The sequence below is a fragment of the Acinetobacter corruptisaponis genome, assembly GCF_030053775.1.
GTDB classification, from domain to species: domain Bacteria; phylum Pseudomonadota; class Gammaproteobacteria; order Pseudomonadales; family Moraxellaceae; genus Acinetobacter; species Acinetobacter corruptisaponis.
In genome coordinates, this window is sequence record NZ_CP125669.1 from 1,616,939 (window position 1) to 1,643,475 (window position 26,537).

At 43.8% G+C, this 26,537-nt stretch carries 23 protein-coding genes and 1 riboswitch; of the genes, 9 read left to right on the top strand and 14 right to left on the bottom strand.

Features of this window, described 5'->3' with window-relative positions; translation table 11 throughout:
* Nucleotides 1–39: 39 nt before the first annotated feature.
* The 5 genes from QLH32_RS07705 to QLH32_RS07725 form a co-directional block, all read right to left on the bottom strand.
* The gene (locus tag QLH32_RS07705) at nt 40–1,161 is read right to left on the bottom strand and encodes an SPOR domain-containing protein (protein ID WP_283268980.1); all 1,122 of its coding nucleotides are present in this window, start codon (nt 1,159–1,161) and stop codon (nt 40–42) included.
* Nucleotides 1,152–2,438, bottom strand: a complete 1,287-nt coding sequence (gene folC / locus QLH32_RS07710; protein WP_283268982.1) for a bifunctional tetrahydrofolate synthase/dihydrofolate synthase — start codon at nt 2,436–2,438, stop codon at nt 1,152–1,154. Before folC ends, QLH32_RS07705 begins: the two co-directional genes overlap by 10 nt.
* Nucleotides 2,435–3,346: an acetyl-CoA carboxylase, carboxyltransferase subunit beta gene (gene accD, locus QLH32_RS07715; RefSeq protein WP_267981936.1), complete on the bottom strand. Its 912-nt coding sequence runs from the start codon at nt 3,344–3,346 to the stop codon at nt 2,435–2,437. Before accD ends, folC begins: the two co-directional genes overlap by 4 nt.
* A complete protein-coding gene (gene trpA / locus QLH32_RS07720; RefSeq protein WP_283268983.1) occupies nt 3,343–4,146 on the bottom strand; it encodes a tryptophan synthase subunit alpha in 804 nt (267 codons plus the stop codon). The genes accD and trpA overlap by 4 nt, the downstream gene beginning before the upstream one ends.
* A 202-nt stretch (nt 4,147–4,348) precedes the next feature.
* A complete protein-coding gene (locus QLH32_RS07725; RefSeq protein ID WP_283268984.1) occupies nt 4,349–5,368 on the bottom strand; it encodes an AraC family transcriptional regulator in 1,020 nt (339 codons plus the stop codon).
* Nucleotides 5,369–5,483: 115 nt separating this feature from the next.
* Between QLH32_RS07725 and QLH32_RS07730 the strand changes: the two genes are divergently transcribed.
* Nucleotides 5,484–6,359 (top strand): metal-dependent hydrolase, encoded by an 876-nt coding sequence (locus QLH32_RS07730; RefSeq protein ID WP_283268985.1) that lies wholly within the window; start codon nt 5,484–5,486, stop codon nt 6,357–6,359.
* A gap of 45 nt (nt 6,360–6,404) precedes the next feature.
* Here the strand turns inward: QLH32_RS07730 and QLH32_RS07735 are convergent, their stop codons facing one another.
* The 4 genes from QLH32_RS07735 to QLH32_RS07750 form a co-directional block, all read right to left on the bottom strand.
* Nucleotides 6,405–7,400: a DUF2804 domain-containing protein gene (locus QLH32_RS07735; protein ID WP_267981940.1), complete on the bottom strand. Its 996-nt coding sequence runs from the start codon at nt 7,398–7,400 to the stop codon at nt 6,405–6,407.
* Between the two features lie 18 nt (nt 7,401–7,418).
* On the bottom strand, nt 7,419–8,567 hold the full coding sequence (locus QLH32_RS07740; protein WP_283268987.1) for a GGDEF domain-containing protein: 1,149 nt from the start codon (nt 8,565–8,567) through the stop codon (nt 7,419–7,421).
* 101 nt (nt 8,568–8,668) lie between these two features.
* The gene (gene trpB, locus QLH32_RS07745; RefSeq protein WP_283268988.1) at nt 8,669–9,913 is read right to left on the bottom strand and encodes a tryptophan synthase subunit beta; all 1,245 of its coding nucleotides are present in this window, start codon (nt 9,911–9,913) and stop codon (nt 8,669–8,671) included.
* Nucleotides 9,894–10,553 carry a phosphoribosylanthranilate isomerase gene (locus QLH32_RS07750; RefSeq protein WP_283268989.1) on the bottom strand — a complete coding sequence of 220 codons (660 nt, stop codon included), beginning with the start codon at nt 10,551–10,553 and terminating at the stop codon, nt 9,894–9,896. Before QLH32_RS07750 ends, trpB begins: the two co-directional genes overlap by 20 nt.
* Nucleotides 10,554–10,713: 160 nt before the next feature.
* Nucleotides 10,714–10,927, top strand: a riboswitch (cobalamin riboswitch).
* A 36-nt stretch (nt 10,928–10,963) separates the two neighbouring features.
* Between QLH32_RS07750 and QLH32_RS07755 the strand changes: the two genes are divergently transcribed.
* The 3 genes from QLH32_RS07755 (at nt 10,964) to QLH32_RS07765 (ending at nt 14,252) form a co-directional block, all read left to right on the top strand.
* Nucleotides 10,964–12,820: a TonB-dependent receptor plug domain-containing protein gene (locus QLH32_RS07755; protein WP_283268990.1), complete on the top strand. Its 1,857-nt coding sequence runs from the start codon at nt 10,964–10,966 to the stop codon at nt 12,818–12,820.
* A 102-nt stretch (nt 12,821–12,922) separates the two neighbouring features.
* Entirely contained in the window at nt 12,923–13,510 is a 588-nt protein-coding gene (locus QLH32_RS07760) for a cob(I)yrinic acid a,c-diamide adenosyltransferase (RefSeq protein ID WP_283268992.1), read from the top strand.
* A 22-nt stretch (nt 13,511–13,532) separates the two neighbouring features.
* Nucleotides 13,533–14,252, top strand: a complete 720-nt coding sequence (locus QLH32_RS07765) for a glycerophosphodiester phosphodiesterase (RefSeq protein ID WP_283268993.1) — start codon at nt 13,533–13,535, stop codon at nt 14,250–14,252.
* Between the two features lie 56 nt (nt 14,253–14,308).
* Here the strand turns inward: QLH32_RS07765 and QLH32_RS07770 are convergent, their stop codons facing one another.
* A complete protein-coding gene (locus QLH32_RS07770) occupies nt 14,309–14,836 on the bottom strand; it encodes an META domain-containing protein (protein WP_283268994.1) in 528 nt (175 codons plus the stop codon).
* A 212-nt stretch (nt 14,837–15,048) separates the two neighbouring features.
* On the opposite strand from QLH32_RS07770, the gene QLH32_RS07775 reads away from it, so the two are divergent.
* The 3 genes from QLH32_RS07775 to QLH32_RS07785 all read left to right on the top strand — a co-directional run bounded on the left by QLH32_RS07775 (nt 15,049) and on the right by QLH32_RS07785 (nt 18,755).
* Complete coding sequence (locus QLH32_RS07775; protein ID WP_267981949.1) at nt 15,049–16,218, top strand: acyl-CoA desaturase; 1,170 nt, start codon at nt 15,049–15,051, stop codon at nt 16,216–16,218.
* Between the two features lie 160 nt (nt 16,219–16,378).
* Entirely contained in the window at nt 16,379–17,821 is a 1,443-nt protein-coding gene (locus tag QLH32_RS07780) for a protein adenylyltransferase SelO (protein WP_283268995.1), read from the top strand.
* 73 nt (nt 17,822–17,894) lie between these two features.
* Complete coding sequence (locus QLH32_RS07785) at nt 17,895–18,755, top strand: DUF4279 domain-containing protein (protein ID WP_283268997.1); 861 nt, start codon at nt 17,895–17,897, stop codon at nt 18,753–18,755.
* A 3-nt stretch (nt 18,756–18,758) separates the two neighbouring features.
* Here the strand turns inward: QLH32_RS07785 and QLH32_RS07790 are convergent, their stop codons facing one another.
* From QLH32_RS07790 to baeS, 4 genes are all read right to left on the bottom strand, one after another.
* Complete coding sequence (locus QLH32_RS07790) at nt 18,759–19,832, bottom strand: hypothetical protein (RefSeq protein WP_283268998.1); 1,074 nt, start codon at nt 19,830–19,832, stop codon at nt 18,759–18,761.
* A gap of 38 nt (nt 19,833–19,870) precedes the next feature.
* The gene (locus tag QLH32_RS07795) at nt 19,871–21,280 is read right to left on the bottom strand and encodes a hypothetical protein (protein ID WP_283268999.1); all 1,410 of its coding nucleotides are present in this window, start codon (nt 21,278–21,280) and stop codon (nt 19,871–19,873) included.
* A gap of 153 nt (nt 21,281–21,433) precedes the next feature.
* Nucleotides 21,434–22,120, bottom strand: a complete 687-nt coding sequence (locus QLH32_RS07800; RefSeq protein WP_283269000.1) for a response regulator — start codon at nt 22,118–22,120, stop codon at nt 21,434–21,436.
* A gap of 46 nt (nt 22,121–22,166) precedes the next feature.
* Entirely contained in the window at nt 22,167–23,825 is a 1,659-nt protein-coding gene (gene baeS, locus QLH32_RS07805) for a sensor histidine kinase efflux regulator BaeS (protein ID WP_283269001.1), read from the bottom strand.
* Nucleotides 23,826–23,954: 129 nt separating this feature from the next.
* Between baeS and QLH32_RS07810 the strand changes: the two genes are divergently transcribed.
* The gene (locus QLH32_RS07810) at nt 23,955–24,344 is read left to right on the top strand and encodes a heavy-metal resistance (protein ID WP_283269002.1); all 390 of its coding nucleotides are present in this window, start codon (nt 23,955–23,957) and stop codon (nt 24,342–24,344) included.
* Nucleotides 24,345–24,643: 299 nt separating this feature from the next.
* On the top strand, nt 24,644–26,446 hold the full coding sequence (locus QLH32_RS07815; RefSeq protein ID WP_283269003.1) for an acyl-CoA dehydrogenase C-terminal domain-containing protein: 1,803 nt from the start codon (nt 24,644–24,646) through the stop codon (nt 26,444–26,446).
* Nucleotides 26,447–26,537 lie beyond the last annotated feature (91 nt).

A 26,537-nucleotide genomic window follows, 5' to 3' on the forward strand; every position in this document is an offset into this window, starting at 1 on the left:
GTAACCATCCAGTTCTTACACTAAATGGTTACTATATTATTAACGTTGATCAAGTGGAACCCAGTCAATCACCCAGGCAGACTTCATGCCCAGACTCTCATCTGAGGTAATTTTCTTACGTGCCGCATCAGCAGTGTCCCGATCTTTGGATGGCCCCACCATAATCCGAATTCCCTTGGAGGTTGGGCTGGTGGTGACTTTATAACCTTTGGCGCGTAACTTGGACACCACTGTATCGGCATTGGCCTGGTTTGCCGCCAGCGCCACCTGTACCATCCAGTTTTTGTCACCATTTTCCATAAGCTGACGGGCTTTTTCAGCCTCAGCCTTTTTCTTGGCATCTTCCTCAGTTTTACGTTTCTTTTCTTCAGCCGCTGCTTTCTTTTCAGCCTCAGCCTTACGCTTGTCTTCCTCAGCTTTTTTATCCGCTTCAACCTTGCGTTTTTCTTCAGCCGCTTTCTTCTCTGCTTCAGCTTTACGCTTATCTTCAGCTACTTTCTTGGCATCTTCCTCAGCTTTACGTTTCTTTTCTTCGGCTGCTTTCTTGTCGGCCTCAGCCTTACGCTTGTCTTCCTCAGCTTTCTTATCCGCTTCCACTTTACGCTTGTCTTCAGCTAGCTTCTTTTCAGCGTCAGTTTTCTGCTGCTCTGCCTTTTGCTGTTCGGCTTTCTTCTTTTCTTCCAGCTTACGTTTTTCTTCAGCAAGTCGTTGAGCCTTAGCCTGGTCGTCCTCAACCAGTTCTGGTGGAATATTATCTGAACTTTCCTGCGCCGCGGTTCTACGGGCATTGATTGCAGCGTACTCTTCAGCGGCTTTACGTGCAGCCGCAGCCTCAGCCTCCTGCTGCATTTTCAGGAACTCGGCAGCACGGGCCTCCTGTTCAGCAACTGCCTTTTCACGCGCACGTTTCTGTTCATCCAGCAAACGTTTTTCAGTTTCAACATCCACAGCCAGAGGCTGCAAGGAGACCATCTCCCCCTCTTGTGCTGGCTGGGCTGTTTTAGGCTGAGTTTCGGTTTTGGGAATAGGGTGAGTAACTGTAGCCTGTGTCTTATCCTGCTCTATTTCTTCATTACCCTTGAGAAGTAATGCTGCCAACAAAACACCCCCTCCAAGTAGAACAACGCCACCCATCCAGCGTTGCTTGTTATTCATTGACATTGTTCTAAATACTCCCAGATCGCTTCCAAGGTATGAAACGAACCACAGACTAAAATCAGCTGATTGTTATTACATTGTTTCAGCACAGATTGAAACGCTTGCTGGATACTGCCAAACTCATGTACCTGCTGGCCCTGCAATGCCTCGTGCAATTGTGGCATTGCTGCGGCCCTCGGCACATCTAAAGTAGCAATAAACCAATCTTTTACTGTTGTTTTTAGTAAATCGGTGACAGACGCGATGTCCTTATCTGCCAGCATCGAAAATACTGCGACAACTTCTGTGTACTGTTTATTGTATTTTAAGAATTTTCGCAACTGATTCAATAAAAATTCGACACCATGCGGGTTATGTCCCGCATCAAAAATAACGGTTTTATCCTGTATCTGGCGAATTTCAAAACGCCCCTGCAAACGTGCCTGCTGAATACCTGTTGCAATGGCCTGCTGTGAAATTTCAATCCCACTCACCAGTACCGCGGCCACGGCAGTGGAGATGTTGTCCAGGGCCAACTGCCCCACAGGAAGCTTTAAGGTTGTGCCAGATGATGCAAATGACCAGCCCTGTCCATCATCATTCAGTTGATAGAAATAATCCCGATTCAATGCATACAGGCTGGCGTTTGTCTCGGTGACCTTATCCTGAATGGCCTGTGGAAGTTGCTGTTGCCCTGCAAAAACAACGGGAATGTCTGAACGGATAATACCCGCCTTTTCAAAGGCAATTTTTTCAATGGTATCACCCAGCCAGTCCACATGGTCCAAGCCAATATTGGTAATCACCGCTATATCAGGGTCAATCACGTTGACCACATCAAGGCGACCACCCAGCCCAACCTCAAGCACCCAGACATCACATTGCTGCTGCTTAAAAATGACAAAGGCCGCCAATGTGGTGGCTTCAAAGAAAGAAAGACTTAGACCACATTCACGACGCGCCTGATCAACACACACAAAGGCATCAACCAAACGCTGGTCATCCACCTCATGACCAGCCAGCTTTACCCGTTCATTAAAGCGATAGATATGGGGTGACTGATATAGCCCAACCTTGTAGCCCTGTGCATTTAGAATCGCCGCCAATGTGGTTGTGGTTGAGCCTTTACCATTGGTGCCCGCAACTGTAAACACCCTGGCTTTTGGCTGCATCACGCCCAGCCTTTCAGCAACGGGAATCACTCGCTCCAGCCCTAAATCAATGCCTGTAACATGAACATGGCCCCAATAATCGAGCCATGTTGTGAGTGTATCTGTTGAATGGGGAGCGTCTAGTTTCAAGGTAAGTTCATCAGTTTAGCCACTAGTCTATATACAGTATCACGTAACGCATGACGATGAACAATCTGATCGACTACACCATGATCAAGCAGATATTCCGCACGCTGGAATGGCTCCTCCAGTTTTTCACGTACGGTTTGCTCAATCACCCGCTTACCTGCGAAACCAATCATGGCTTTCGGTTCAGCCAGATGAACATCCCCCAGCATTGCCAGGGAGGCAGTTACACCCCCATAAACTGGATGGGTCAACACCACCAGATAAGGCACGCGTGCCTCCTTCATTTTCTGGATTGCCGCAGAGGTACGTGCCATTTGCATCAGGGACAGCATGCCCTCCTGCATACGTGCGCCACCTGAAGCAGCAAAACACACCAAAGGCTGGTGTAGCTGGATTGCCCGTTCAGCTGCCTGTACAAAGCGGTCACCGACCACAGTACCCATTGAACCGCCCATGAAGTCAAACTCAAAGGCACATGCCACCAAATCCAGACCTTTGAGCGAGCCCTGCATCACCACCAGTGCTTCTGATTCACCTGTTTTATCCTGCGCCTCACGCATACGTTCTGGATAGGGCTTGCTATCCACAAACTTTAGCGGGTCTTTGGCACTAAATTCCTGACCAAGCTCTGAGTTGACCTGATCGAAGAACCAGGTCAGGCGGTCCCGCGCCTTCATACGCAAATGTTCATCGCATTGCGGACACACATAGGCGTTGAATGACATGGCTGTACGCGTCACCAAGGCATGACATTCAGGACATTCAATGGTTGGCTCGGTAAAAGTTGACTTAAAGGTCTGCTGTTCATCCGCAACCTGAATCCCTGGCACCTGACGTTCCGTCCAGGGTGTTGTGGGACTAAGCACTTTCCCTGTTGCTGATTCTGGACTCAATCGTTCTTGACTCATACTAACTCATCGAGCGCGGCTCGAAGCTCCTTCACTTTATTCACCGTCTGTTGCACAGCCTCATCCGCTGGCAATGTCGCAAAAGATTTAACGAAAGCACTTCCCACAATCACGGCATCGGCAACCTGTCCCATCGCTTTTGCAGACGCTGCATCACTGATTCCAAAACCCACACCAACAGGTACAGTCGTCTTGGACTTGATTTTTGCAATACGCGCCGCTGCCTCAGAGGTGTCCAGTGTTGCCGCACCTGTCACGCCTTTAAGTGACACATAGTACACAAAGCCGCTGGCCTGATTGACCACATGCTGAATACGCTGGTCAGTTGAGGTTGGCGCAAGCAGGAAAATCTGGTCCATCTCGTTTTGCTTCAAGACTTCACCAAACTGCTTGGATTCCTCTGGTGGCAAATCCACCAGCAGTACGCCATCCACACCACAGTCTTTGGCATAGGCAACGAACTTTTCATAGCCAATCACCTCAACAGGGTTTAAATATCCCATCAACACCACTGGCGTGGTTTGATCCTGCTCACGAAAGGCCTTGACCATATCCAGTGCGTCAAGGGTATTGGTTCCACCTGCCAGGGCACGCTCAGCAGCCAAGGCAATTACAGGGCCATCCGCCATTGGGTCTGAGAACGGCAGTCCCAACTCAATGACATCAACCCCCGCCTCAACCATCTGATGCAGCAATGGAACAGTTACCTGTGGATGCGGGTCACCTGCCATAACATAAGAAACAAGCGCTTTACGTTGCTGAGATTTAAGCTGTTCAAAACGAGTGGCAAGACGTGACATAGGATTATGCTTTCCTTGATTTATATAAATTGAGGAGTTGTTTGTAGTCATACAGAAACACTGCATTGTAACGCTATTTTTTGCTCATTGAACAGGGTTTGGCGCGATTCAACAGCGAATGTTGCTACTTACAACAGCCCGCATACATTTATCTCTATTTTTGTTTTTTTCTCAATGATCAAAGCTTCCTAATTTCTGTACATTACAATTTTAAAAACTGCTTCGGTGTGACACCTGTCCAGCGCTTAAACGCACGTCCAAAGGCACTCTGATCGGCATAGTTTAAACGCTCGGCAATTTCGGAAAATGACTTGCCCTGTTGCAGATAAAGCTTACTTTGCTCCAGACGGTATTGATCCAGAATATCCTGAAAGTTCAATTGATAGCTCTTGAGCTGACGCTGCAAGGTACGTTCCGAGCAGTGCAAACGCTTGGCGACATAACCCTGTAAAACTTCCTCTTGCTGCAACAGGCCCTGCTCAATATAGCTCTGGATTTTCTGCCGAAACTGTTGTTGCTGTGCCTCAAAAGAACTCATGCTATTTAATGATTGCTGTGCCTGAGTAGAGAGCACATGGTTCAACTGTTGGTCTGCCGCAATGCTTTTGGCCTGTAAAATCTGGTTGGAAAAACGAATGGCATATTGCCCAGCCTGAATCTGAATTGGACAGCCATAAAATTTTTCAAAATGATATAAAGCCATTTGCGGTGTATAACCAAACTGAATCATCTGCGGTGGCACCAGGGCATCCTGTACAATCGACTGTGCAATTTTAAGGATCAGTGCCAGATTCAGCTCATACATTTCCCGATAATCGCAATAGGATGCACTCCATACAATTTGAATGTACTGTGAAAATTGTTGTACGCTGAGCTGTTCCAGATTGGTTTGCTTAAACACCAGAGAATAATAGCGCTGCAAAAGCTGTAAAGCCTGCTCCAGATCCAGACTGGTTGATGCCAGATACCCCATCAGCCCCAAATCCTGCAAGTTGGCATGTTCAGCCAAAACCAGTGTGATCGGACGAGGGAAATACGCCTGTGCCGCCTGCAACAGCAATGTGTAACGCTCAACATCAAATTCCTGTTCATCTGGATTTTCCAGGCAGGCACGAAAGTCATGCCACAGCTCAGGTGCCACAGCCTTAGACAAATCAATGTGTTCCTGCTGTAGGACACGATTCAACAACCGTAGATATCCAATGATAATTTTAACTGACATACGCCAATCTCATCCTGATCTGTCGTTATTTGTATAAAACTTGGCTGTAACTGTCAAAACATTTTACTGAACTTTTTTCATACTAAGTTCATGAAAAAGACAAGGAATAGCAAAAATGAACGCACATGTTTCCTATCAGGCTGATCCAATTGTAAGAACAAAACTAGACTTTCACCTCAATGAGGCTCCACGTTTCTGGTTTGGTGGTGATCCATTCCGTACCCGCATGTTTGATGCATTAAGCCTGACTTTCCCTGATGGAGAACGCTATTTCATTGAATGTGTGCGTTTATTCCGTGACAAGATCAATGATCCTGAGTTACAGGAACGTGTGGCAGACTTTATTCGTCAGGAAGCCCAGCACGGCATTGCCCATGACAAGATGAACCAGATCATGAAAGAACAAGGCATGCCTGTGGATCAGTTCACCAACCGTTTAAAGAAAATATTTAGATTTGAATTGAAGAATCGCTCACCACAATACAATATTGCCATGACGGCGGCGGCTGAACATTTAACCGCCCTGATGGCAGACACATTCTACAGTAAGAAAGAAACATTGGCGGAAGCTGATCCTTTTGTGCGTGCACTGTTTGCATGGCATGCGATTGAGGAAATGGAACACCGTGATGTGGCTTTTGATGTCATGCAACAGGTCGGTGAAGTACCAGAATTAACTCGTCGTTCTGCCCTCGTTATTACGACCGTGTTAATGTTTGGCTTCACACTTTACCGTACTGATGTCATGCTTAAGAGTGATGGTTTTAGCTTTAGGCAGCGCCTTGATATGGCACGCAAGGGCTTGCCGTGGTTCTTTGGACGCAAAGGTATTTTGACTGCAAAAAGAGAGCAATATAGCGACTGGTTTAAAAAAGATTTTCATCCAAACCAGCACCCGATTATTCGTCAATACGATGTCTGGATTGACACACTGGCCAAAACCAATGACCCTATTGCTGCGGGCGAGGCTTTTTGGCAAGCTGGTCTATAAACCTCCCATCATCCCTCTTTTAAAAGAGGGATTTTTTTACGAGGATTACCATTTGGCGTAATGCTGTTCCAATAGACCATATTGTTGATTCAATATGATCAGTTCAACATCTTCATGCTCAATTGTGCCACTTATTTTGGCCTGCCACTGATTAAACTGGCTACCAATTAAACGCAGGTTAATATTTTCAAAACGGCACCATGCTGTTTTTATGGTCAGTTTTAGTCGTCCATCCAAAGAACGGATTGACCAGAGTTTTTCATTCTGCTGTTCAAATAAAATATCGGTGAGTGGATATAAACGCCCATCCACCCAGAGTGCATTTTCATTACCAAAACTTTCATTGACACCTGATGCAAGGTTTAAACCTATTCGTCGGCCATTTTCATCACGGAACTGGCATGAGAGCCAGAACCATGCTGTTTCAGGGCGTAGAAAGCCACAGGTATCATCCAATGCAGCCAGACTTTGCGCATTAAAGTCAACTTTCTGCCGTTCTGGGTTGATAAAGAAACCCTCGACAGCCAGAGTGGTCTGTTTCTGGGTATAGGTCCAGCCATTGATTCCTGTTGGCGTACATAGACTGAGTGCATCCACACCTGCACAGAAGATGCGGGCTTTCAGCCGCACCTCCCCATGTTTGGTCACCTGAATGTAACGCACACCATTGGCATGCTGCATATCGAATTGATAGGCAGATTTCTTAAAATAACTTTGGCTAAATAAAGGCTGTTCATCCAGATGGGTTTTCAACGCCAGTGGCTGGATCGCATTCCATTCAATCACCTTTCCTGAAAGATGGTCATAGACATAGAAGAAACCATGCCCCGCCCATGATAAATCGACAATCGCCACACCAATACTGTAGTGTTCATGCTGCAAACCACAAAATCTAAATTTTTTATATTTAAGCTGCTTGCGCCAGCCTTTCAGCACCTGACCATAAGGGGTTTTATAGATATAATCGTCCAGATTGATCCGTGAGGGTATCTGGTCAAAACGCCCATAACGAGGCTGACCATTTTCCTGTATTAATTTCACAACACTTCCCCAAATAAATTATAATGTTAAAGCGGTTCTGACCTGATTTTTACCATTCCGTTTGGCTTGGTACATCGCCTTATCTGCCTGTTCAAACAAGCCTCTATAATCAAAGCCACTAAAAGCCGTACTGCTCACCCCAAAACAGGCCTTGATAGAGAGTGGTTCATTTTCCCTAACTTCAATTGTCGTTTGCTCCAATGCCTTACGGCATGCCTCTGCCACCAATACTGCATTTTCAATTGAGGTAAATGGCAGCAGAATCACAAACTCCTCACCACCATAACGCCCAATCACATCACTGGCTCGCAGGTTTTTCCGCAATATATCCGCAACGTGTTTTAATACCAGATCACCCTGATGATGCCCATACTGATCATTAATGGTTTTAAAATTATCAATATCCACCATGATCAGTGAGGTTTCGCGATGGGTAATCTGTGCCTGCTGCATCTGTAAATCAATAATCTCATTAACCCCACGACGATTAAGCAGGCTCGTTAATTCATCGGTACAACTGAGTTTTTCAATTTTTGAACTATACCTACGCCAACGCTCCACACTAATATCAAATAGTGTGATGGTAAATGCCGCATATAAGGTGGTATAAAACATGGTATAGATAATCTGGGCATTTTGAATATCTTTATGCAGCAAGGTATACGGTTTATAGGCAACCGCATAATCCAGATACCCAGTCACCGTAAGGCCAGCTAAAATATAGTATGCAAATACATAAAAGGCCAGACCAAAATACACCACAAATCGGGGATATAATAATAATGCGGTAAAGGCAATCCCCATAAAGATAATGCCATTCAGGAGGTTCAGCAAACCTACCCCAATTGGCAGTCCCAACAATGAGAATGGATAATAAACAGATAAAAACATCACATAGTAAATGTGCAGGTCTGGCTTATTTTTAATAAAATAACCCAATAAAATAAAAAATGTATTTAATATAATGATGCCAGGAAACAACCATTGAAACCGAATAAGTAATTCAGTATTTGCCAATGGATGATACATGTATTTTATTTGGATAAAGTAGATCACGACTGCGGTAAAACTGGCATACCACAGTATTGATTGGGATTTTTTGACTAAATCCCAGTCCAGAATAACTAGAAAAGCTTTGCTAATATATCTAGGTAAGGAATATTTCATCCCCCGTAATCCTATGTGATTACATCCATGTAAAAACCTAATGACCATATAATGTCATTAGGCATAAATTTACCTTAATCCTAGCATATAATTTTTTAGTTTTATAAGTCGACCATCGGAATGCCATCAATTTTAGCAACCGTCATCAGGTCCTTGTCACCACGACCTGAAACTGTTGCAATAATGATCTGGTCTTTCGACATGGTTGGGGCAAGTTTGCTGACATAGGCCATCGCATGCGAACTTTCCAGTGCAGGAATAATCCCCTCAATCTTGGTTAAGTCACGGAAACCCTGTAATGCCTCATCATCATTGATTGGCACATACTGCACACGATTCATGTCTTTCAGGAAGCTATGCTCAGGCCCCACACCTGGATAGTCCAGACCTGCCGAAATACTATGGGTTTCAATGATCTGACCCTGTTCATCAGACATGAGATAGGTACGGTTGCCATGCAGTACACCAACGTGACCTGCATTGAGTGGTGCAGAGTGCTTGCCTGTTTCAATCCCATAGCCTGCGGCTTCAACACCGTACATCTTCACATCCTGATCATTCAGGAATGGATAGAACAGACCCATCGCATTTGAGCCACCGCCAACACAAGCCACCAAGGCATCAGGCAAGCGTCCTGCCTGCTCCTGAATCTGGCTGCGCGCTTCACGACCAATAATCGACTGGAAATCACGAACCAACTGTGGATATGGGTGTGGACCTGCAACCGTACCAATTACATAATAAGTACTATCAACATTGGTCACCCAGTCACGCATCGCTTCGTTCATGGCATCTTTCAATGTTTTTGAACCACTTTGTACAGGAACAACCGTCGCACCCAATAAACGCATACGGTAGACATTCATGGCTTGGCGTTTTACATCTTCCGCACCCATGAATACCACACACTCCATGCCCAAACGTGCTGCAATGGTTGCGGTCGCAACGCCATGCTGCCCTGCGCCTGTTTCCGCAATGATGCGCTTCTTACCTGACAGCTTTGCCAAGAGTGCCTGACCAATGGTGTTGTTGACCTTGTGCGAACCCGTATGGTTCAGGTCCTCACGCTTGAGGTAAATCTGCGCACCACCGAGATGCTGTGACCATCGTTCAGCATGATAAAGTGGACTAGGGCGACCAACATAGAACGCAAGATCACGGTCAAACTCTGCCAGAAACTGTGCATCATTTTTCATACGACCATAAAGATTTTCTAGATCCTCAAGTGCAGCCATCAGCGTTTCTGATACAAAACGCCCACCATGAATCCCGAAATGCCCTTGCGCATCTGGAAACTGGGTGTAATCAATCACCTGATTTTCTTGACTAGAGTTTTGCTGATCCACATTGGACTCCTTGCATAAATTTTTCAATGAGTTGTTGGTCTTTTATACCTTTTGCGGACTCTACGCCTCCGCTGACATCCACAGCAAAAGCGGCTGTGACATCAATGGCTTCACTCACATTCTCAGGGGTTAAACCACCTGCCAAAATCAGTGGAATATCGAGTTGGGGAAACTGGTTCCAGTCGAAGCTGTGTCCCGTGCCACCTTTCAGCTCAGGATGCCATGCATCCAATAGTATGGCACTGGCACCTGCGGCTTGATAACGCTGGATTTCAGCCACCACATCCAGATCTGGTTTAACCTGTATGGCCTTATACCAACGGCGTTTGCATTGTGCTGCGATCTGCTGGCATTGTTCAGGACTTTCATCGCCATGTAGTTGTAATACATCCAAAGGAACTGAATCAAGTACGCTTTGTATTTCTTCTGCACTCGCATTTACAAACAGGCCAACCAGTTGCACATAAGGCGGAACCAGCTTAGCCAAAGCCTGTGCCTGCTCAATGCTGACATGGCGTGGACTTGGTGGGAAGAATACAAAACCGATTGCATCCGCACCTACCTCAACCACAGACTGGATATCCTGTGCGCGGGTAATTCCACAAATCTTGGCACGCGTCCGCCGTTGTATCTGCTGCATGGGCAATCCGACTTTAAATAAAGATTTTAGAATGCTGATATTGTAATGCAAAACTCAATCAATCGGATAACTATGCAAAATAATATGTAATGTGCTGCCACTCATGTAAAGACCTACTTTTTGTTCATATCTTGTAAGTTGTATATGCCCCCTTTATACTTTGCACCATCTTGCAACAAGTCTAAAGCAAATTGCTTTGCTTATAGGGAAGTTGGTGAAACTCCAACACTGTCCTCGCAACGGTAACACTGAAATGCTGATCTTAGCTTAGCAGCCAAACCACTGCATCTGATGATGTGGGAAGGTGATCAGTCTATCATCTTTCAAGATGATTATAGTGAAGTCCGAAGACCTGCTTGTTGTACTTATCTACTTTAAACATTCACGAGGAATGAATGTCTGGAGCGCACATGTCTATTTCTTTCCAGCCAACACGCTTAGTTGGCGCTATCGCTATTGCGATGGGGTTTACTTCAATCGCCTTTGCTCAGGATCAGTCAACTGACAAAACAGTTTCACTTGATACCATTGTGGTGACGGCATCCCGTACTGAACAAAAAATCAAGGATGTGCCTGCACGTATCTCTATTGTAGAGCCACAGATTGTTGAACAATCACCAATCGCATCCTTACCTCAACTACTACAAACTGATGCATCTATCAATATGGTGCAAAGTGGTGGTTATGGACAAACAGCGGCAATCTTCCTACGTGGCACCAACTCCAACCACACCTTATTGTTAAGGGATGGTGTCCGCCTGAATTCAAATACTTCTGGCGCAGCATCCCTATCCTTTATTGATACGACTGATATTAAACAAATCGAAGTATTAAAAGGTCCAGCCTCAGTGTTATATGGCGCAGATGCGATTGGTGGTGTCGTCCAGCTCATTTCAAAAACACCTGAAAAGACATCTGCCTTTATAACAGGTGAAATTGGTGAGAATAAAACCTATAAATCAGTGATCGGTGCCGATTTGGCAGAAAATGGTTTTTATGCACAAATTCGTGGTCAACGTTTAGAAACGGATGGTACATCTGTTACTGATGCCAAAGACAATAAAAAAGCCAGTTTTGATCAAAAAGGTTACAGTGCAAAAGTCGGTGTAGACAAGCAAAACTATGCTGCCTCTGTTGATTATAGTGAAAACCAAGGCTATAGCGATTACGACAACTATGGAAACTTAGTTTCACAAGACTTTAAAAATGAAGTGATCAATTTAAAAGGCCGCCTAAACGTCCTGGATAATTTAGCTATTCATGCACGCCTTTCTCAATTCAAAGACAATCTGGATCAAAATGACTCACCAGATTATGTATACAGCACCACGCAGGAAGCTGAGCTTTATACAAAATGGCAATTCTCGCCTGCACAAAATGTTTTGTTGGGTTCAACCTTTAAAGATATCAAAGGCAATGTTTACTCTAAAAACCTCTGGGGCGGAGCAGATGTTAAATACAACGAGTCAGTCGATACCATTGGCTATTTTGTTCAACATCAATACCAGCAGGATGGACTAGAAACTCAGGTTGGTGTCCGTGTTGAAGACAACGATAAATTTGGTACCCACACTGTAGGTCAGGGTGCTATCCGTTATCAGGTTCTCCCATTGACAAGTGTCTATGCCAATATTGGTTCCGCTTTCCGTGCCCCAACAACCAATGACTTATATGCCGTTTCGTGGGGTGCAAACCCTGATCTAAAGCCAGAAGAAAGTTTCTCTTATGAAATGGGTGTAGATCAAAAGCTCAACGACAATATTGAGTTAGGCTTGTCTATTTATCGCAATAAAGTCGACAACCTGATCAGCTATCAGGCTGGTAAATTGATTAATGTCAACAAGGCAACCTTTACGGGTGGTGAAGCATCACTGCAATGGCAACAAGATGCTCTGTTCCTCAACACCACTTATGCCTATGTTCAGGCCAAAAATGATGAAACCAAGAAAGACTTGAATCGTCGTCCTAAACAAAGCTTGACTTTAACCACAGGTTGGGATGACGGTGTTTATGGCATTTCTGCATCTGTTGTTGCAAAATCCAGCTCAAAAGACATTGCAGACTACCCATCCACCACGCCAACAATTAATCCAGGTTATGTCAGCACCAATGTGAATGCATATTGGCAAGCAACCCCAATGATCAAGCTGTTTACCAATATTGAAAATATTGGTGATGTCAATTATAAAACAGCTTATAACGGCAATGGTGTTTACTATATCAATGGTGGTCGCCTCGCCTCTGCTGGGATAACATTCCGTTACTAAGCCGACAAGCGCATCATAAAAACACTTGATTCACTCCAGTTTCGGGGTAATGTTCTGACCGACATTATCCCCTTTTTATTTTAGGACAAGAGCAACAGAACTATGGGACATCGTTTAAGCAAGATTTATACACGCACTGGCGATTCAGGCACAACGGGTTTAGGAGATGGTTCACGGGTTGCCAAGGATGATTTACGCATCACTGCACTGGGTGATGTGGATGAACTGAACGCGACCATTGGGGTACTCCGCGCGCAAATCAGTACCAGCCAAATTGCAGATCAAGACCACTGGGACAAAAGCCTGAGCCTGATTCAACACTGGCTATTCGATTTAGGCGGTGAAGTCTGTATTCCCAACTACCATTTACTCCAACCCGTTTGTATTGAGTTTCTTGAAAAAGAAATTGACCGCATGAATGAAAGTCTGCCAATGCTGAAAGATTTTATCCTCCCATCAGGCACTTTGGCCTGTAGTTATGCCCATCAGGCGCGTGCTGTCTGCCGTCGTGCTGAGCGTGCCCTGATGTCTGTGCATACACGCGATCAAAATATTCAGGCAACCGCTTTACAATTACTCAATCGTTTATCAGACTGGTTGTTTGTGGCTTCACGCAGTTTACAGCGTGCCGAGGGTGGTAGCGAAGTGCTGTGGCAAAAGAATATCAATGACAGTATTGATCCAGCATAAAGATGGTTTAGGTAGAAAATAAATGCGAATTATTGGTCATCGTGGTGCACGCGGCGAAGCGCCTGAAAATACCTTGGGCGGTTTTCGTTATTTGCATCATCTAGGGGTACGTGCCGTCGAGTTTGATGTGCGGCAACTACAGGATGACCAATTGATTGTCATCCACGATGATAATTTTGAGCGTACCACAGGTCGTTCACAACATGTTGAAAGTTGTGATCTAGCCACCGCACAGCAGTTTGACCATCGCCATCAATGGCAGGCTTGGGAAAATGAAGAATACACCCCTCACTTAACAGACGTGATGGCATGTTTGACCGAGTTTGAACATATTGAAGTTGAAATCAAGGCTGTTGCAGATGAAGCGGCGGCTGAACGCCTGATCTTAAGTCTGCATAATGAACTCAAGGGCTTTGAAAAGACCGCAACCATTACCAGCTTTGATGTGAAGATTTTAACCGCCTTACAGCAACATCACAGCCACTTTAAACGTGGCTTGCTGGTTGAAATTCCACTGGGTGAATATGCCATAGAACTGGCCCAGCAATATGGATGCTGCCAGATTGGCTGGAAAGACCAACTGGCAACTGATGAAATGATTCACCTGACGCAACAGGCCCATCTGGATATCAGTGTCTGGACAGTCAATGATGTGGAAAGGGCGAAGCATTTACAGCAATTGGGCATTCAGGGCTTAATCACTGATGTACCAAGCACCATGCTCAGATCTTTGTGTTTGTAGAAATCGCAGTATAAACAATTAAAATATGGGATTAGGGCGAATACATCGCCCCTACTTTATCTTTTAGGCTGTGCCTGAATCAGACGCTGCCCTTTAGCATCAAGCAAATATAAATTTGTACCATCAAACTGGAAACGCTCAACCCGTTGAATGAGATCCATCAAATCAGCTTCCTGGGCCAAAGCCTTATGACAACTGTCATGTCCAGCCATAACATCAAAATCAAGTTTCTGCCGAGCAAAGTCATATGTATAACGACCATAAATAGCGTTACAGCCTGTATGGCCAGAGACTGTCTTTGTCACCGAGTTAAGCAGGAAACTCGGATACTGGTTAAAAAACAATGCACGCCTATTCTGAATGGTCATAATTTGCCATTCAACATCTTGCACACCATCGCTACTTTTACGAACCTGCATTGCAGGAGGCTGAACCACACGTTTTGGTTGCAAGGTGGTTTTCTGCACTGTTTTGGGTTGACTCTGGCAGGCAGCCACCATCAAAACACCCGACAAAATGAAAGTTTTATGAAAAAAAGATTTCATGGAAAAAATCGGATTTTTCACGGTAATTTGCTCAGACATTGATTTCTTTCACCTTTTAATCAATACACCAGTTAGGCAGGCTGAATTCTGTTACGGTTCTTTAAGTACAACTGTAGAATAATGCTAGTGTTCATTTATCTGAGCGTGCTAATATCAACGGTAAAATAGCAATATATCGTTATGATTGGTTTTGCTATCTCGTTTAGTTTTATTATCTTGTGCAAACAAGGTTACTAGGAGCGCTGACGGATATGACTTCCGCCCCACTCAAAAAAGCACCCATTAACTGGACTGCTAGCATTACCTTAATTGGAACACCAATTCTTGCGATTATTCTAATCCCTTTATACGCTTATTATTATGATTTTAGTGTAAGTGCCTGGGTCAGTTTATTTTTTCTTTTGGCATTAAGCAGCCTGGGAATTACCGCAGGTTATCACCGTCTTTGGGCACACCGTGCCTATGAGGCCGCTTTACCGCTTAAAATCCTGTTGATGATTGGCGGTACTTTCGCTGTTCAGAACAGTATCCTGTTTTGGGCTTCAGGCCACCGTACCCATCACCGTCATGTTGATGATGTAGATCAGGATCCATATTCAATCAAACGTGGTTTCTGGTATGCACATCTGGGCTGGATGATTCGCGACCACTCACCCTCTGAACCTGATTACAAAAACGCACCTGACTTGCTCAATGACAAACTGGTGATGTTTCAGCATAAATACTATGTGCCAATGGTCATTGCAGTTCATGTGGGCTTACTGGGTGGTGTTGGCTGGGCAGTCGGCGATGTTTGGGGTGTCGTTCTACTGGGTGGTTTACTACGCCTGATCATTAGTCATCATGTGACATTCTTCATCAACTCACTGTGCCATATGTGGGGCAAACGTCCTTATACCGATGAAAATACCGCACGTGATAATTTTGTATTGGCAATCCTGACTTGGGGTGAGGGTTATCATAACTACCACCATATTTTCCAGTACGATTACCGTAATGGGGTAAAATGGTGGCAATACGACCCAACCAAATGGTTAATCTGGACCAGCTCCAAACTTGGCTTGGCTAAAAATTTACGACGCATTCCAAGCTTTAATATCCAGAAAGCTGAACTTGCGATGAAATTTAAATATGCTGAGCAGGATTTGGCGATCTACGGTCATGATGTCAATACCGACATCGTGCAAATGAAGCAACGTATTGCGCAGGAATACGAAGCTTTTACCCATACATTGAATGATTGGGCAAAGTTGAAAGAGCAGGAACTGCACGCGAAAAAGGCAGCGATGGCTGAAAAAATCCATCAGATCGACCATAAACTTAAGGTTGATTTCCAGTTGCTTGAACATCGTCTTGCTCACCATCGCGAATGTTTGGAAACCTTAATGCGTAACATCAAAAAAGCGCCTGTTTCTGAATAAATCCATGATGATTGAAAATGGTCTCTTTATAAGAGACCATTTTTTTATGTCTTCTAAACAGTATTTGCTATATGTTCTTGTATGGCTTTAGCCTTTACTTGCCCTTGTGGCAACATAATTTGCTATATTCATTTTTAACCCCGATCACGATGTCCAGTTTATGCAATTCAATCCCCGCTATGCTTCCCTCAATCCTAAACTTTACCATCAGCAACAGCCCAGTCCTTTACGTGGTGCAAAAGCTGGTCACTTTAATGAAGCATTAGCTGATGAATTGCAATGGAGTGAAGAGGATAAAGTCAACTGGGTTGAGATTTGTAGCGGACAAAAAACCTTTGCTGAATTTCCACCTTTAGCAATGGTCTATGCAGGACATCAATTTGGACAATGGGCTGGACAGTTGGGCGATGGTCGTGGCTTGTTGATTGGGCAAATTCTCAACCAGCAAGGACAAACCATTGATCTCCATCTTAAAGGTGCGGGTCCCACACCCTACTCTCGTATGGGTGATGGTCGTGCTGTACTGCGTTCGGTGATTCGTGAATATCTGGCTGGACATGCGCTGAATGCGCTTGGCGTGGCTTCAAGTCATGCAGTCGGTTTTACCACTTCAACGCAGGGCGTACAGCGTGAGACATTGGAACTGGGTGCCATGTTGTTACGCACCTCAGACTGTCATATCCGTTTCGGTCATTTTGAGTGGATCAATCAATATGCTCCTGAACTTTTGCCTGACTTTACGCAAAGATGTATCGAATGGCATTATCCTGAGTGTTTGGAAGCAGAGAATCCTGTACTTGCTTTCGCTCAGGCAGTGGTTGAACGGACTGCCATCATGATTGCCAAATGGCAATTGGTGGGTTTCGCGCATGGAGTGATGAATACAGACAATTTAAATATTACAGGTTCAACACTGGATTTTGGTCCGTATGGCTTTATGGAACGTTTCCGCCCGAACTGGATTAACAACCACTCTGACTATCAGGGTCGCTATACCTACCAGAATCAGCCAAGTATTGGACACTGGAATCTATGGACTTGGCTCAATACTCTTATTCCACTAGCCACGCCTGAAAATAAAGAACAGTTCAAACTGGATTTGGCGACTTGTTTAGAAAAATTTGAACCTACCTTTTTAGAGCATTATGGTCAGGGTTTATGCCAAAAAATGGGACTTCCCCATTTTCATAAAGACAGTCTGGATTGCGGTTTTGCCTTTCTTGGTATTTTGCAAGTGGAACAACTCGACTACACCCAAAGCTTTATTCGCTTACAGCAACAGAATTACAAGGCATTAAGAGATGATTGTATCCATGTACAACAGTTTGATGATTTCCTGACACGTTATCACAACATTCGACAGCATCAGGATACTGATGAGTTGAATCAAGCCATGCAACAGGTTAATCCACATTATATTTTGCGTAACCATATGGCTCAAAAAGCCATTGAACAGGCTGAACGGGGTGATTTCAGTGAGGTTGACCGTCTATTTGAACTGCTCAATCAACCTTATCAAAAGCAACCAGACTTGGAAAATGAACAGGATATTGCACCTTTGCCGAGTGATATGCCTGAAGTGATGGTGAGTTGTTCATCTTAATTCTAAACAGTTTGAGTTCCCTTACGCCGCTATCGCGGTTCAGGTGAGTTGTTCATTTAAGAGTCAAAAAATAGTGTCACAACAACAAAGCTACAGTGAATATTTTTATTTCACCATTACTCAAGACAGCGAACAATCTGTCCAGAAAATTTCTGAACAATATCATTTTGATCGAATGTGGGGCTATGAAGCATGGAATAAAGGTCAAATCAGTGATGATGGCACACATCAATTTCAGCAAATGTGTATTCGCTTTGATGTTGACCCAAATTTAAATAATGCAGAGCAAATCCAGCATTGGTTTACTTATCTTGAAAATAAAACCAATATATTACAGCTTCCTGCATCATTTCATCGAACTTTGCATTTAGTCACGCATGGTGCAAATACACAAAATGCAGGGTTTCATCTGAATATTGATCTCTTGCGGGAACTGAGCGAATTAAATGCTGGATTTCACTTACATGGTTATTTAGATCAGGATGATGGGCATGATTATCCCTATGCAAAACCAATCGCAACAACAGAAGAACCAAGTCCATGTAGTGAATATGCCTATTTCTGTATTTGGTCTAAATTACCAGCAAATCAGTTACAACAATTATTTCCCGAGTTAACTTTTGAAGTGTGTTTTGATCAAGGATTTAAACCTGTAACCAAACGACAATTAAAACATCAGAATTCATTGATTAAATTATGTTCGCGTTTGGATCGAGAAACAGTAAAACTGGATGAACATATCACTGATGTAGTGGAACAGTTACTCCCTTATCACCACACATTGCAGCAGCTCTTTTTTAATCCTCAATATTCACTCAGTATCAGTGCAACAGGACATATTGAAAATCCACATCACCGACTTGTCAGTGCAGCCAATATTAGACAATTGTTTACGCTAGAGTTAAGTCTAGATGTGGATTATTATTTTGCCTAGCCCCTACCATTGATACTGGGCAAATAACTGTGCTCCCATCCGCTTGGCCTGATTGGTATTCAAATCATCCGCAATATATTTCAAGCCAAAATTTTGATGCTGTACGGATAAACCAAAAGCATGGGTCTGGGGTTCAAAATGCATTCCCCATTGTACACCTCTATCCCAATAAGCGTTCAATTGCCAAAGACTACTATATTGATTGCTGATTGAGCTTATACCTAACTGCCAAGCCTGATCCGACTGATAATTGAAATCAGTATAAATTTTAAAAGGCAGTTTCTGCGTATATTGGTGATACTTATTAAATTGTCCCTGAATATCAAATCGGGGACGCTTATCCTGATCATAAGCAATCTGATATTGGGTGTAGGGTGTATCTTGCCAATATAAATAGGCCAAAGCATCCTGAATATTGATATTTAATTTCCAGTGATTCGCCATAGTCCCTTGTAATGAAGTATCAAATGCAAAACCATATCCATGATTCGCTCGCTCATTCCAGCCCATTTTGTCTTCTTTTAATGCTGGCTGGTCATAACTATAGTCAATTTGACCATTAAGCCACTTCACACGATCCATAAGTTGTTCCTGATCTGTGGTTTTCGCCAAAGCATTCACCTGACCATCAGCATAATGTCGGCCAATTAATGCTGTTGCCCCTGTAGTTACATTCCAGTTAGGTGAAAGTTGCCAGGTATATGCAAATCGTGACCCAACCGTATCAATATGCTGTGCCTCTAGTTGCAAATTATATTGAGTATTGGCATCAATCAATTTTTCATTTTTGATCTGATAATATAATTTTGCAGTGTCTGGACTAAAACGTAGTACATAATCATAACGCCAAATCCAGCTAAAATCCCATTGACCCTGTTTAATACCCAACTGCATTAGACCATGGGCAAACGCATTTTTTCCCGATTTAAAGTTTGGGTCATCCCAATCATCTGTAAATGCGTGAATCGACAAAGGTTCACTATATACATCTGCCTGTACTTGATAATAGATTTTTTCCTGGGCATTGGAATAGAAAGGCATTAGCATTCCCAATACAGCTAGACTTTTTTTGAGCATATAAAAAGGGGGATTTACTCCCCCTCTCCTTTTTATGATTATGGTGCAATCGCTTTAACGGTATTATCTGTGAATTTTGCAGAATATACGTTATCTGAGACTTTGCTTACTGTAGCGTATGAGGTGTTACCCACTTTAATCTGTGCTGACGTAAACTTGTCAAGATCAGCAATTTCAACATAAGCACCATTGGCATGAGACAGTTTTGCCCATACAGTTGGCTCATGCGCCGCATTAGGATCATTACCAATCAAATTATCTGTTTTAAAATCAGCCGTAAGCGCATCTTTATCTACAGCAACCTTAATCGTTGCTGTACCTTTCTGATACTCATTACGCTTCGCAGTTAAATCAATACTAAATGGTTTAATGCTGGTACCACCACCCTTGACATTACCACTGAGTTTCACATTAAGGTCCGCGTTGATAAATGCAGCAGCAGATTCATCACCACCTGTAATATCAATTACTTTGGATAAATCATTATTTAATTTAATGCTTGCCTCTAAGTTCAGATTCTCATTTCCAGCAACAGCCTTACCTTTTAAATTCAGCTCAGTTGGGATAAGCTCAGTTGATGTACTTGAACCATCCTTAAACTGAACTTGTGTAGCCTTGCTTGAAAACTCCGTTAAGCTCAACTCTGCACCCGTACCAACATCAGTCAACACAATATTCGCAAACTTAAACTGTGCAGTCTTAGGTGCTTGGTCACTAGAACGGTCATCCAGTTTTTTTGCATTGTTATACACAACCTGAGCAGTACTATCACTATTAACCGCCAAAATCGCTTCTTTCTTGCTCACAACATTCTTGGTCGCAATTTTCCCACCAGCAACCAGTTTAAAATCATAAGTTGATTGGGATGCCGAGAATGGTGCCTTAAGCTGGAGACTATTTACGGTCACTGTAGCGTCATTACCAAAAACGTCATGACCTGTCTGGGTTTTAGAGTCCCAGACATAATCTGTCCAATATTTAGCTGTAACGCTGCCTGTTACAGTCACAGAATCAGGCTTTACACTCACTTTTAACGTATTATTGCTCAATTGATAATCAGGATAATAATACTGGCCATAGGTTGAGTCTTCTTTTAATAAAGCCTCTAGCTGAGCCGCATTATATTCTTTTTCTGAACCTTGTGCATCTTGCTGTGCCAATGAGGCTAAAGTCAAAATCAAGCTACTGGCATTACCAATATCACTGCCAGCATCACTAATTGCATCAAATGTTGGCTGGTATTGTGATTGCAATCCATCAAAACTATCAAAATAACTAATAATAGTATTTGTTGTATCTACCAATTGCTTTGCCTTATCCAGATCTGATGCTGGAATGGCTGGATTTTCAGGATTATTACCACCATTATTTGATGATGAATCACCGCCTCCACCACAAGCAGTTAAAATGGCTGAACAAGCTAAAACCAACAATGTTTTCTTAAACATTCTATAACCCCTTTTTATAGAAAATTGTTATCTAAATTTTTAAATTTAGGATTTTATAAAACCATACTTAGGTTTTTTATAATCATATCTAGTTATATTTATAATGACAATTGATTATTTAATAGCCCTTTATTAATAAAGGGCTTATATTTTTTACTCATCAGGATATTCAAAACGATAACCAACCCCATACACTGCCTGAATCCATTCATGACGATTGCCAGTATCAGCAGCTTCGGTGATTTTACGGCGCAGATTTTTAATATGACTGTCAATCACCCGATCTGCCACATCAAAACTGTCAGGGTTAATATGATCCAGTAGTTGCGCCCGTGAATATACCTGACCTAAATGTTCTAAAAACAATTCTAATAAACGAAACTCTGTTGGCGTTAAAGTCAGTGCCCTTTGCTGATACCAGATACGTTGCTGCGCCTTATCAATACGGAATAAATCATCTTGTTCAGGTTCAGCCTTACGCTCCAAACGGCGCAACACCGCTTGAACGCGTGCAACCAGTTCTTTCGGACTAAAGGGTTTACAGATATAGTCATCTGCACCCATATTTAAGCCCAACACGCGGTCAATTTCTTCAGTACGCGCTGTTACCATGATAATCGGCAAGTCTGACTGTTCACGCACCTTACGGCAAATGGTTAGGCCATCCATACGTGGCACCATCAGGTCCAGAATCATTAAGCTAGGTTTACGTTGTTGAAACTGGGTGTAGGCATCTTGACCATCATGAAACATGCTGACCTCAAAGCCAGCCGCCTCCAAATAATCCCGAACCAGCTCTGCCAGTTCAACCTCATCCTCAACCAACATAATGTGTTTCATGGTCTTCATCCTATCCATTATCCTCAAGCAAAGAGGAGCTAAAAAGTTATTTGATCTGTTTTGGGAAAGTCAGTACACAACGTAATCCACCCAAAGGTGAATGATCAAAGCTCAGTGAACCACCCAATGCCTGTGCCAATTTACAGGACAATGCCAAGCCCAGACCTGTGCCTCCAGTGCTACGGGTACGGGAGTCATCCACACGGTAGAAACGTTCGCCTAAACGTGCAAGTTGCTCATCATTGACACCCAATGGACTGTCATCGACATACAGTATCCATTGTTGCTCATTTTGTTGAGTGTGAATCTGTATTTTTCCACCCTGTTCCGTGTAACGCACACAGTTCCCTAACAAATTGACGATAATCTGTTTAAAGCGGTCACGGTCTAAAGATAACAACACGCTCTCGCCTGACAGTGAAACTTCCAACTGATTCTGTTCAAAAGTGGATTTAAAGTTTTCAACTTCCTGCAACACCACATCCCAAGGGTTGACCTCAGCAAAATAGCATTTGAGTTGCTGTGCATCCGCCTGCGCCAAATCTGCCAAGTCCTGTGTCAGTTTCTTTAAACTGGTCACTTGACGCATCATGGCATCCAGATGTTCAGGTGTAGCTTTACGGATTCCATCCTGCATCGCCTCAATCTGTGCCTGCAATACCGCCAATGGCGTTTTCAACTCATGTGAGGTATCCGCCACCCATTGACGGCGGGACTCCTCATGTTGATGGAGGATGTCAGCCAGATGATTGAGTTGATTGGATAAATCCCCCAACTCATCATTGCGTTTAATCACTACCTGATGCTGGTAGTTGCCACGCGTCATTTCCAGTGTTGCATTGAGCAAACGTTGAATCGGTTTCTTAAAGTAGGTCGCCATCAATAATGCCGCAACCAGACTCGACAGCACGGTAAGCGCATAGACCAAAAGCAGATATCGTTTTTGATTACTAAAGAAGTTGATACTGGATGCATCATCCTGATCGAGTACAGGTTTCAGTCCCAGATAGCCCACCACATCCTGCCCCACCATAATCGGGCGGTAGGAAATTTGATCTGACGCAGGCTCGCCTACAATAAACTGGTGTTTGGCATCATACAGCGAGAGACGCGAACTTAAGCCCAAGCGATCAGGAATTGACACAAAACGTTTTTTACCACTTTCAACGGTGCTTTGTTGTTTACTGCCTTTTTCATCGGATTTTAGCCGAAACTGGCTGGCACGCAATGGAAATTTTAGGCCCTCAAATGGTTGATATTCTGAGGGTAAATTCTTTTTTAGAATATTCAACTCTTCTTCATTAAAAATTTGACGGCTTTTGATTTCAGTATTGTTTTGTGCCAGTGTTGGGGAAAGACTAAGTAAGGTGTGGTCATTAAAATAACGTTGCTGCAATGCGATGTCATACTGGCGACGCAACCACCACTGCGATAAACGGTCATAGTCATCAGGTGCTGCCGTACCCTCGATTTGAAGAATCTGCGCCTGAATGGCATTGCCCCAGTCATGGTAAACCGTATAGACATTGCCCAGATTGGCAATGAGGCGGTCCAGTTTCTGCATTTCCACATCGGCGACATAGCGCGCAAAGTTTTTTTGCATGGTCCAGTGCAAAATCCCCAGACTAATCGTTGCGATCAGCAAGGTGGTGAGCAGGACTGTCAAAAACAGGCGTAGCGCGATCGGGACACGACGAACATTCAAAAGCTTAGTCTCAATATTGTTCTATTTATGGATTGTACCCAACATGGTTGAAAAAAACTCTCCATTGTTTCTTCATCTTTATTATCTAATCTTTAACTATCAAAAATAACGCAGATTGGAAACACCACCATGAATCTTAAAAATACATTATTGCTCGGCACATTGATGACAGCCATGTTTGGTTTAACAGCCTGTCAGTCTACAGCACCCAATACCTATGCAGATGGACACCGTCACGGCAAATACCCAATGCAGCGGGATGGCGACCGTGGCTTTAAACAGCGCCCACAGCTCACCCCTGAACAGCGTGCGGAATGGCAGGCAAAACGTGAACAACGTTTAGATCAACGCGCAAAAATACGTGAAGAACATGAAGCGCAACGGGCAAAAATTGTCACCGCCTGTCAGGGCAAACGTATTGGTGAGCGTGTCAACATTCAATGGAACAACCGCACCATTGAGGGGACATGCGAAGTTCGCTTTACCCCAGACCAGGCCAACTTTAAACGTCAGGCTTAATCACCCCACCTCTTTCCTCTTCCTCACGGGCGCGTTAAGCGCCCTTTTTTTATCTACACAGCTGCTTACGATTTTCAACATGCAGTTTAAGTCAAAAGTATAAAAAACACCTACAATCTAAACCCTTAAACAGGTTGAACCACAAACTTTGACTTAGCAGTCACTCAGAAATGACCTGTAAAAGCTTGTACCGAACGATGACTTGTTGCACGATTAGCGCTACAAAATGGAGCCAATTGGGCACATTTATCATTGACTAAGATTATAACTCTGGTTTCACCAGTATTGAGGAACCCGCTATGCCACAATACAAAGCACCCTTACGTGATATGCAGTTCGTATTGCACGAATTATTAAATGCTGAAGCACATTACGCAAAACTGCCTGCATTTCAAGGCAACGTAAGCCGTGAATTGGTTGATCAATATTTAGAAGCAGCGGCTGACTTCTGTGAGAATGAGCTTTCTCCTTTAAACCAAGTCGGTGACCGTGAAGGTTGTACTTGGAATGACGGTGTTGTCACTACGCCTACAGGTTTCAAGGAAGCGTATCAAAAATATATCGAGCTGGGCTTCCCATCGCTTTCTGCTGATGAAGAATTTGGCGGTCAGGCATTGCCAAACTCTTTGGGGATTGCAATCTCTGAAATGGTGGGTACAGCAAACTGGGCTTGGGGTATGTATCCTGGCTTGTCTCATGGTGCGGTACGTACCCTTGAGCACTGGGGTTCTGACGAACAGAAAGCCACTTACCTACCGAACCTTGTTTCAGGTGTCTGGACAGGCACCATGTGCTTAACTGAATCTCATGCAGGTTCAGACTTGGGCATCATCCGTTCTAAAGCAGAGCCAAATGCAGATGGCAGCTATGCAATCTCTGGCGAGAAAATCTTTATCTCTGCTGGTGAGCACGACATGGCTGACAACATCATCCATATCGTTTTAGCTCGTTTACCAGGCGCGCCTAAAGGCACCAAAGGTATTTCACTCTTTATCGTTCCTAAGTTCCATGTTAATGAAGATGGTTCTGTGGGCGAGCGTAATGCGGTTCGTTGTGGTTCAATCGAACACAAAATGGGTATTCACGGTAATGCAACTTGTGTCATTAACTTTGATCAGGCAAAAGGTTACTTGATTGGGCCTGAAAACCGTGGTCTAAACTGCATGTTCACATTCATGAACACTGCACGTATTGGTACAGCGGTTCAAGGTTTGTCTGCATCTGAATCTTCTTTCCAGGGCGCTTTAACCTATGCCAAAGACCGTTTGGCAATGCGTTCTCTTTCTGGCCCTAAAGCACCTGAAAAAGAAGCAGACCCAATCATCGTTCACCCTGCTGTTCGCAACATGCTTTTAACACAAAAGTCATTTGCTGAAGGTGGTCGTGCGCTGGTTTACTTATTGGCTCAATATGCAGACATCGTTGAAAAAGGCGAAACTGAGGAAGAGCGTAAGTTTGCTGACAATATCCTGTCTTTGTTGACACCTATTGCTAAAGCATTCCTGACTGAAACGGGTTCTGAATCTGCGAAGCACGGTGTACAGGTATTTGGTGGTCACGGCTTCATCTCTGAGCACGGTATGGAGCAAATTGTACGTGATACACGTATTGCCTGCTTGTACGAAGGTACCACTGAGATTCAGGCACTTGACTTGCTAGGTCGTAAAGTATTGCAAACTCAGGGCGCAATGTTGAAAGACTTCACCAAGATCATCCATAAATTTGTTGAAGCAAACAAAGACAATGCTGCAATGCAGGAATTTGTTGCGCCATTGGCTGCTGCCAACAAGGAATGGGGCGACATCACCATGCAAATCGGCATGCGTGCAATGCAAAACCCTGATGAAGTGGGTGCGGCTGCGGTTGACTACCTATACTTCTCTGGTTATGTCACACTTGCTTACCTATGGGCACGTATGGCATTGGTTGCACAAGAGAAACTGGCTGAAGGCACAACTGACGTTGACTTCTACAATGCGAAAATCAGCACTGCCCGCTTCTACTTCAAGAAGATCCTGCCACGTGTTCGCTCTCACGTAGACGTGCTTTCAACAGGTGTTGCACCATTGTTTGAACTTGATGCAGAACACTTCGCTTTCTAAACATAGTTTAGAATGAGATGCAACGTTCATCACAGAAAAAGGACTGGTCAGTTTTGACCGTCCTTTTTTTGTTTAATCAGTGCTAAATTTA